Source organism: Bradyrhizobium sp., assembly GCF_019242285.1.
Lineage (GTDB): Bacteria > Pseudomonadota > Alphaproteobacteria > Rhizobiales > Xanthobacteraceae > Bradyrhizobium.
On the sequence record NZ_JAFAVV010000170.1, the window covers coordinates 1 to 7,766 of the forward strand.

The following is a 7,766-nucleotide window of genomic DNA, read 5'->3' on the forward strand; positions in this document are numbered from 1 at the left end:
GCGACTGCGCGTCGGCGCCGATCGCCGAGACCTGCACCATGCTGGCCCCCGCCGCGGCGGCGGCCTTGGCGACCGTCTCGGCGCCCTTGGCCTGCACAGCGTCGAAGGTCTGGGCGCCGCCCTCGGTGAGGATGCCGACCAGGTTGACGGCGACATGGGAGTCGCGCATCGCCGCCTCGACCGAGGCCGGATAGCGCAGATTGGCCTGCACGGTGTGGATCTGGCCGACCCGGCCGAGCGGCTGCAGATGGCCGGCCAGCTCCGGGCGGCGCACCGCGACCCGGATGCGATAGTCGCGCTTGGCGAGCGCCCGGACCACGTTTCGCCCGATGAAGCCCGATCCGCCAAAAACCGTGACCAGCGTGTCCAGATTTGATGCCATGGCGAGCTTCCTAGAGGGGGCGAATGCGGCGGATCACGCGGAATCCGGCGGATTTCGCGATACGCCATCGGTCCGCGGCTGTATAGCTCAATTCACCCGCATCCTCAATTTGACAAGGGCGCGGCCGATCCGTAAGTAACCGGCCCCATGCCCAGGTGGCGGAATTGGTAGACGCGCTGGCTTCAGGTGCCAGTGGCTTAACGGCCGTGAAGGTTCGAGTCCTTTCCTGGGCACCACGCTACTCCCCAAGCGATTGATATCGTTATTTCGGCGGCGGGCGCGCGCGAAGGCCGCCTCGCGGCGCGTTTCCGCGTCCGAGCTCTGCGATCGGAGCCCTCCTGAATATCGAGAGGGCGCAGGGAAGACCGGGTGCCGGCTGGCACCCATGGCCCCCGTGCGGGAAGAGTGCACGGGGCAGGAACCACAGGCTCAGCCGAGATGACCCGGCCTTCCCTGCGCAATGGTTTTAACGGCTGCTCCGCGCTCTCCTCGGTGCGCCGGGCTTTCTGGCCACCGTCGCCTGCCTGATGCGTGCACATCACGGCAGGCTTGGCATCAGCGTCGGGATGTCAGGACCACACGGCTTGGCCGTCCGCCGCCAGATCAGTCGTCGTCGCGCCGAAGCGCCCGACCTGGCAACGTCCACCGCATCCCACACCCAACGTTCGTGACGATTCGCGAAACGCCCCTCTTGGATGAGCGCGGGACGGGGGGATTATGCCCCTGATTTGGGGTCGGCGTCAACAGAAATTCGCAAAATCAGAAGCCTGGTTCTGTGCGGCAGATTGGCACGACGGGCAGCCCGCAGGACGGATTGGCCGAAGGCGTAATCCGTCAACAGGATGCAGGAGCCGGCAGGTTAGGCTGCGCGAATCCGGCTCACCGATCTTGATAGGTCGGCATGCGCGCATCCACCATTCCGTCCGGCAATTTCCGCCTATCGTTATGGAGTGTGAGATTAGGAAGCCAGCGCGTCCGAATAACCCACGGTCCGATGATCGGCCATCAGCGCCTTGTGCAGATGCAGATGCACCCTGCACATCAGGCGATATCGGCGCCGCGCCAAGCCTTCCTTGCCGATACGCCAGGTGCGATCGAGCTTCCGACGCAGACGGTCGGCATCTATCGCATCCAGCCGGCTGAGCGTGAGCATGGTCACCTCCATGAATTGGATCTCGACAGTGCGCCGATCCTTGACGATGTCCGGACCGTCGTCGGTGACACAGCTCACGCAGATCTCCTGCCGAATCCGTCGAACGGCCGCGAAAGTCGGCGGATTGCACTGGGCTGGACCCGCCGATGCGCCTGTAAAACCTCTGTGGCGGCAGACGATGGCTGATGCATCCCGCGGTCATTGAGGCTACCATGCAGCGGATGACCGACGACAAACTGAAACGGCGGCTGACCACGGTCCTGTGCGCCGATGTGCACGGCTATTCCCGCCTCATGGGAGTAGACGAAGCCGGAACGCTGGCGACGTTGCGCCGCTGTCGCACCGCCATTGCTGGGCTGGTGGAGCGTCACGATGGACGGATCGTGAATACCTGGGGCGATGCGGTGATCGCCGAGTTTGCCAGCGTCGTCGAGGCGGTGCAGTGCGCGGTCGAGATTCAGCAGGAGATTTCCGGTCGGAATGCGGACCCACCGCACGCGGCCGAGATGCGGTTTCGCATCGGCATCAATCTGGGTGACGTGATGGTGGACGGTTCCGACATCTTCGGCGACGGGGTCAACATCGCGGCGCGGCTGCAAGACCTCGCCGAGCCCGGCGGCGTCGTGGTCTCCGCCTCCGTCTACGATCAGGTGCACAACAAGCTGTCTCTCGGCTTCGACTGTCTCGGTCTTCAACAGATGAAGAACGTGGCTCCGGTCACCAGCTATCGCGTGACCATGGGCGAGCAAGCCGATGGGGGACATGGCTTCGGCGTCAGCGAAGGCCCTGCTCCCCGAGTCGCAGCCCCGGAGGCCGGCGCTCGGCAGATTGACGACCGATACGCGCCTCCGACCTGGACGAACTCCCTCTCGGATCAGTTGGCGAACCTGCCCCGCTCCATTGCCGTGATGCTCACTGTTTCGGGCTTCTTGATACTAATCAACGTTTTCACGGGGCTGCACAAAATCTGGTTTCATTGGCCGGTCGCGGCATTGCTGTTCGTTGCCGTCCTGCGGACGGTGCTGGGGCACAAACCTGCTTCGGACAGGCGCCGGGGGCGCTGGGACTGACCCCGCAGCCCCACAGGGCGGATTAGCCGAAGGCGTAATCCGCCGCGCCGATCCGACCGTCGCCGGGTTACGCTCCCGCCCACGCTCCACGAGCTTCTGCGGACAGGTCGCTAACCCGACCTGCGCAACTGCGGCCTGACCTTTGCGGCCTCACACCACCGCCGCCCCCGCCTTGCTCTTCACCTGCCGCTGCACGAAATACATCGCGACGAGCGCGATCAGCCCCGAGCCGATCACGACATAGCCCAGGCGGTCGAAATGCCGGAGCGAGCCGTCGGCATTCTCGGCGATGATGGCGGCGGCGAGCATCGATCCGAGGCCGCCGGAAAGCTGCTGCAGCGAGGCCGAGATGGCGCTGAACGAGCCGCGCTGCTGCGGCACGGGGATCGCCGAGATCAGGACCTGCGATGGGATCATGCGGGAGAAGATGCCGACGAACATCAGGACGTTGATCAGGATGACGAGGGGCAGCCCCACCTGACCGAGATGCGTGTAGATCGTCACCATGACGATCGACAGGGTGGTGCCGAACAGGAAGGTCGGAAAGCTGCCGAAGGCGCTGGAGGCCCGGCCGACCAGCGGGCCGATCAGGATGCTGGCCAATCCGGACACCAGATAGATCGTCGGCAGGTGCACGATGTCGATGCCGAGATTGTGCACGGTGTAGGCGCTGCCGAACGGCATCAGCATGTAGCCGCCGGTCGCGAGCAAGGCGGTGACGCCGAACGCCAGCGTGTAGCGGGGCTCGCCGACCGTTGCGATCAGATGCGTGAATGCATTCCTCTCCTGCTTGAGCTTGAGGTGGCCGTCGACCGGCTGCATCAGGAGCAGGATCGCGGCGATCACGGCGAGCGCCACGCCGACGATCGCCGCGAAGGCGACATGCCAGCTCCAGCGGTTGGCGAGAAACAGTCCGGCGGGAATGCCCAGCACCTGGCTGGCCGCGAACGCCGTCTGCACATAGCCCATCACGCGGCCGCGCAGCTGCAGGTCGAACAGGTCGGTGATGATCGCGAGCACGACCGAGCCGACCACGCCGCCGAACAGCCCGGTGACGATCCGGCCGAGCAGCAGCACGTGATAGTTCGGCGCGGCGGCGCAGACGAGCGTGCCGGCCGCGAAGCCGGCGTAGAAGAACAGCAGCAATCGCTTGCGGTCGAATCGATCGGCGAAGCCGGCCGCGAGCACGCCCGAAATGCCGGCGCTGAACGCATAGACCGAGACCGCCACGCCGAACTGCGCGGCCGTGATGTCGAGCGCCGGCATCAGGATCGCGCCGAGCGGCGACATGATGACGAAGTCGAGAATGATGGTGAACTGAACCAGCGCCAGCAGCACCACCAGTCCCGTCTGGTAGCGCGAGAAGCCGCGCACCAGCTCCTGCTCATCGTCGATCGGCGCCGCCAGGGTCTGTTCAGACATGGTTCCTCGTCGCGTTGAAGAGCGTGCGGGTCTCGGGGAGGGCGCAGCGATACAGGCAAGCGGCCGGGGCAAATAGCCAATTTTTTGTTATGGCAGCTTTACTCTCCGGAGGGTCGGCGTGCTAAACGATTGGCACGACGCTGCCCGCCGTTCGCCCCAATTGGGGCGGCACAACGATCCGATCGATTCGACGGGGGTCTAAGGACCATGACCGTACGCCTGCATCGCGGCGACCTGCCCGATCTTTCCCGCTACACCGATTCGGTCGCGGTCGACACCGAGACGATGGGACTCCATCCGCATCGCGACCGGCTCTGCGTGGTGCAGCTCTCGAATGGCGACGGCTCCGCGGACGTGGTGCAGATCCCCAAGGGCCACACCGGCGCGCCGCATCTGAAGGCGCTGTTGGGCGACCCGAAGATCACCAAGATCTTCCATTTTGCGCGCTTCGATATCGCGGCGCTGTTCCACGCGCTGGGCGTGATGCCACAGCCGGTCTACTGCACCAAGATCGCCTCCCGCCTGTCGCGCACCTACACCGACCGCCACGGACTGAAGGACCTGGTGCGCGACATGCTCAACATCGAGCTGTCGAAGCAGCAGCAGTCGAGCGATTGGGGCTCGGATCATCTCAGCGAGGCGCAGCTCGCTTACGCAGCCTCCGACGTGCTGCATCTGCATGCCCTGCGCGAGCGCCTCGATGCCATGCTGGCGCGCGAAGGCCGGCTCGCATTGGCGCAGGCCTGTTTCGATTTCCTGCCGACGCGGGCCACGCTCGACCTGCAGGGCTGGGAGACCGAGGACATTTTTTCCCATTCGTGATGCACTCAGGAGGGTCGACGGGGCCGAGCCCCGCGTCGGCCCGAACACGTTTCTGTCATACCTTCGGAGGAGGTCCCGGCTGCACAATGCCGCGACGCGGGGTAATATGGCGAGCTGCTGCGCTTGGCGGCACCGACCCATCTGACGCTGACCTGTCTGACTCGGAGCAACGGTGAACTCGGTTCGAAACTCCACCATGGACCCGCGGCTCATGGACCAGCGGCTTGAAGCGCGCTTCCGCGAGGCGGCGCGTCACAGCCGCTTCGTGCACGTGCTGCGCGTCGCGGTGCCGGCGGCCGTCGTCGTGGCGATGGGCACCGTGGTGTTCATCTCGGTCTTCAATCCGTTCCGGACCCTGGTCGACAAGCTGCCGCTGGACATCAGCGGCCTCAATGTGTCCGGTACCAAGATCACCATGGAATCGCCGCATCTGTCCGGTTACACGCCCGACCAGCGGCCCTACGATCTCTGGGCCAAGACCGCGGTCCAGGACGTGACCAATCCCGATCGCGTCGAGCTCAACACCCTGCATTCCAAGGTTCTGATGGAAGACCAGTCGACCGTGCTCCTCGATGCGCGCACCGGCCTGTTCGACAACAAGCAGCAGACGCTCGACCTGCACAAGGATATCTATCTCGAGACCACCAGCGGCTATAAGGCCTGGCTCACGTCCGCCTTCGTCGATCTCGGCAAGAACACGGTCGATTCGGAGGAGCATGTGGACGTCAAACTGACCAACGGGACGCTGTCCTCCGACCGGCTGCACATTACCGGGGGCGGCGAGGTCGTGCGCTTCGAGGGCAATGTCGTGATGCAGCTCGAGCATCTCGACGCGACCAAGCCCGACGGGGCGCAGGAGACCGCGTCGACGGCGTCCAACGAGGCCGTGCCCGCCACACGCCCGCGAGGCTCCAGCAAATCCAATCCGAAATGATGAGCGCGATGGCGATGCATTCCAGCTCTGGCCGTTCGACGTCAGGCCTCGCGATCGGGCGCGGCGCTGTGACGCTTGCGATCGCGCTCGTCGCGCTCGGCGCGGGTGCCGCGCGGGCCCAGAGCACGATGCAGGGCGTGCCCAACGCCATGCAGGGCTTCTCGCAGAATCGCGACCAGCCGATCCAGATCGAGGCGGCCTCGCTGGAGATGCGCGACAAGAAGAAGGAGGCGACCTTCGCCGGCAACGTCAAGGTCGTGCAGGGCGACACCACCATGACCTCGAAGACGCTGGTGGTGTTCTACGAATCGAGCCAGTCGTCCGGCGCGACGCCGCCTGCCAAGGGCGCGGCGAAATCGCAGGCGCCGGCGGCGCCGATGCAGGCGGCGACCCCCGGGCCCGGCGGCGCCTCGTCGATCAAGCGGCTCGAGGCGCGTGGCAATGTGGTGGTCACCCAGAAGGACCAGGTCGTGACCGGGGAGACCGCCGTGTTCGACACCAAGACCAACCTCATCACCATGCTCGGCGGCGTGGTGCTGACGCAATGCAAGAACGTCCTGAAGGGCGACCGGCTGCTGGTCGACATGACCACGGGGGTATCCCGCGTCGAATCGGACAGCGGCAAGGTGCAGGGCCTGTTTGCCCAGTCGAACGAAGGCTGCGCCGCCTCCGCCTCCGGAGGCGGATCGCCCCTCCCCATGCTCAATCCGGGTAAACCGAAGTAGAATCAAAAGCTTGTGAGACGGGTCGGCGCTCCGAGGTTGAAGCCTGCGGCATGAATCTGTATCTACTGCCGCGGGGAGTCGGGGTTCGGCCGGGCCGGGGCAGGGGCACCCATCCTCATCGTGCTGGACCAGACGAGCCGCCGCGCGACGGCTTGCGGAACATCCTTCAATAGGCTGAGCGTAGCGGATGGTGGATCTACTCGGCATGTTTCGTCGGCGTCCGGTCAAGCGCGGCGACCGCGGCTTTGCGCGCTCGCGCGACGACATCACCGCAATGGATGACCCGTTGGCCGTGCTGGCGAACTCGGTGCGGGAGGCCCCGCCGATTGCGCGCGAGGCGGCGGCCGCGATGCCGGGGCTCGATCTGCCGCGGGCGCAAGCCCGTCCCGATTCTCAGGCACCGAGGGGGGAAGCGCCGCGCCCGCGACCCAAGCCCGCCGCAAGGCCGGCGCCCCGGCCGGCGAGGGCCAACGGCTCCGCCGGGGCCCCGCAATTGCTGCGGCGGCCGGGCTTTCTGGCGGTGCACAGCGTGGAAAAGAGTTTTGGCTCGCGCAAGGTGGTGCGCGGCGTCAGCATCTATGTGCGGCGCGGCGAGGCGGTCGGGCTGCTCGGTCCCAACGGGGCCGGCAAGACCACGGTCTTCTACATGATCACCGGGCTGATCAAGGCCGATCGCGGCGTGATCGAGCTTGATGGCCACGAGGTCACGGCGCTGCCGATGTATCAGCGGGCGCGGCTCGGGATCGGCTATCTGCCGCAGGAAGCCTCGATCTTTCGCGGGCTGACGGTCGAGCAGAACATCCGTGCGGTGCTGGAGGTGGTCGAGCCGTCCAGGAAGAAGCGCGAGATCAGGCTCGATGAGCTGCTCGACGAGTTCAACATCACGCGGCTGCGCAAGACGCCGTCGATCGCGCTGTCGGGCGGTGAGCGCCGGCGTTGCGAGATCGCACGGGCCCTTGCGACCCGTCCGAACTACATGCTGCTCGACGAGCCCTTCGCCGGCATCGATCCGATCGCCGTCGGCGACATTCAGGACCTCGTCCGGCATCTCACCAATCGCGGCATCGGCGTCCTGATCACCGACCACAATGTGCGCGAAACGCTCGGCCTGACCGACCGCGCCTATATCGTCTATGCCGGCGAGATTCTCACCGAGGGCAGTCCGGAAGAGATCGTCGCCGACCCCGACGTGCGCCGCCTGTATCTGGGTGAGGAATTCCGGCTCTGACCTGGGGCTTGGTTCCAGCCATCGGGCAAC

The 7,766-nt window shown here is 65.8% G+C and carries 8 protein-coding genes and 1 tRNA gene; 6 read left to right on the forward strand and 3 right to left on the reverse strand.

What is annotated here, in order from left to right; genetic code table 11:
• Positions 1 to 382, reverse strand: a 382-nt coding sequence (locus tag JOY90_RS06350; RefSeq protein WP_291690299.1) for an NAD(P)H-binding protein, incomplete at its 3' end; no start/stop codon positions are given.
• Positions 383 to 531: 149 nt separating this feature from the next.
• Here JOY90_RS06350 and JOY90_RS06355 point away from each other — a divergent pair.
• Positions 532 to 618, forward strand: a tRNA-Leu gene (locus tag JOY90_RS06355).
• Positions 619 to 1,340: 722 nt separating this feature from the next.
• Here JOY90_RS06355 and JOY90_RS06360 read toward each other — a convergent pair.
• The gene (locus JOY90_RS06360) at positions 1,341 to 1,613 is read right to left on the reverse strand and encodes a hypothetical protein (RefSeq protein ID WP_291690300.1); all 273 of its coding nucleotides are present in this window, start codon (positions 1,611 to 1,613) and stop codon (positions 1,341 to 1,343) included.
• A 143-nt stretch (positions 1,614 to 1,756) separates the two neighbouring features.
• On the opposite strand from JOY90_RS06360, the gene JOY90_RS06365 reads away from it, so the two are divergent.
• Positions 1,757 to 2,605 carry an adenylate/guanylate cyclase domain-containing protein gene (locus JOY90_RS06365; protein WP_291690305.1) on the forward strand — a complete coding sequence of 283 codons (849 nt, stop codon included), beginning with the start codon at positions 1,757 to 1,759 and terminating at the stop codon, positions 2,603 to 2,605.
• 150 nt (positions 2,606 to 2,755) lie between these two features.
• Here the strand turns inward: JOY90_RS06365 and JOY90_RS06370 are convergent, their stop codons facing one another.
• Positions 2,756 to 4,027, reverse strand: a complete 1,272-nt coding sequence (locus JOY90_RS06370) for an MFS transporter (protein ID WP_291690301.1) — start codon at positions 4,025 to 4,027, stop codon at positions 2,756 to 2,758.
• A 207-nt stretch (positions 4,028 to 4,234) separates the two neighbouring features.
• On the opposite strand from JOY90_RS06370, the gene JOY90_RS06375 reads away from it, so the two are divergent.
• From JOY90_RS06375 to lptB, 4 genes are all read left to right on the forward strand, one after another.
• Positions 4,235 to 4,849 carry a ribonuclease D gene (locus JOY90_RS06375; protein WP_291690302.1) on the forward strand — a complete coding sequence of 205 codons (615 nt, stop codon included), beginning with the start codon at positions 4,235 to 4,237 and terminating at the stop codon, positions 4,847 to 4,849.
• Positions 4,850 to 5,045: 196 nt separating this feature from the next.
• Positions 5,046 to 5,783, forward strand: coding sequence for an LPS export ABC transporter periplasmic protein LptC (gene lptC, locus JOY90_RS06380; RefSeq protein WP_291690306.1), 738 nt, complete (start codon positions 5,046 to 5,048; stop codon positions 5,781 to 5,783).
• Between the two features lie 8 nt (positions 5,784 to 5,791).
• A complete protein-coding gene (locus JOY90_RS06385) occupies positions 5,792 to 6,508 on the forward strand; it encodes an LptA/OstA family protein (protein WP_291690303.1) in 717 nt (238 codons plus the stop codon).
• Positions 6,509 to 6,695: 187 nt separating this feature from the next.
• A complete protein-coding gene (gene lptB / locus JOY90_RS06390; protein WP_291690304.1) occupies positions 6,696 to 7,736 on the forward strand; it encodes an LPS export ABC transporter ATP-binding protein in 1,041 nt (346 codons plus the stop codon).
• Positions 7,737 to 7,766 lie beyond the last annotated feature (30 nt).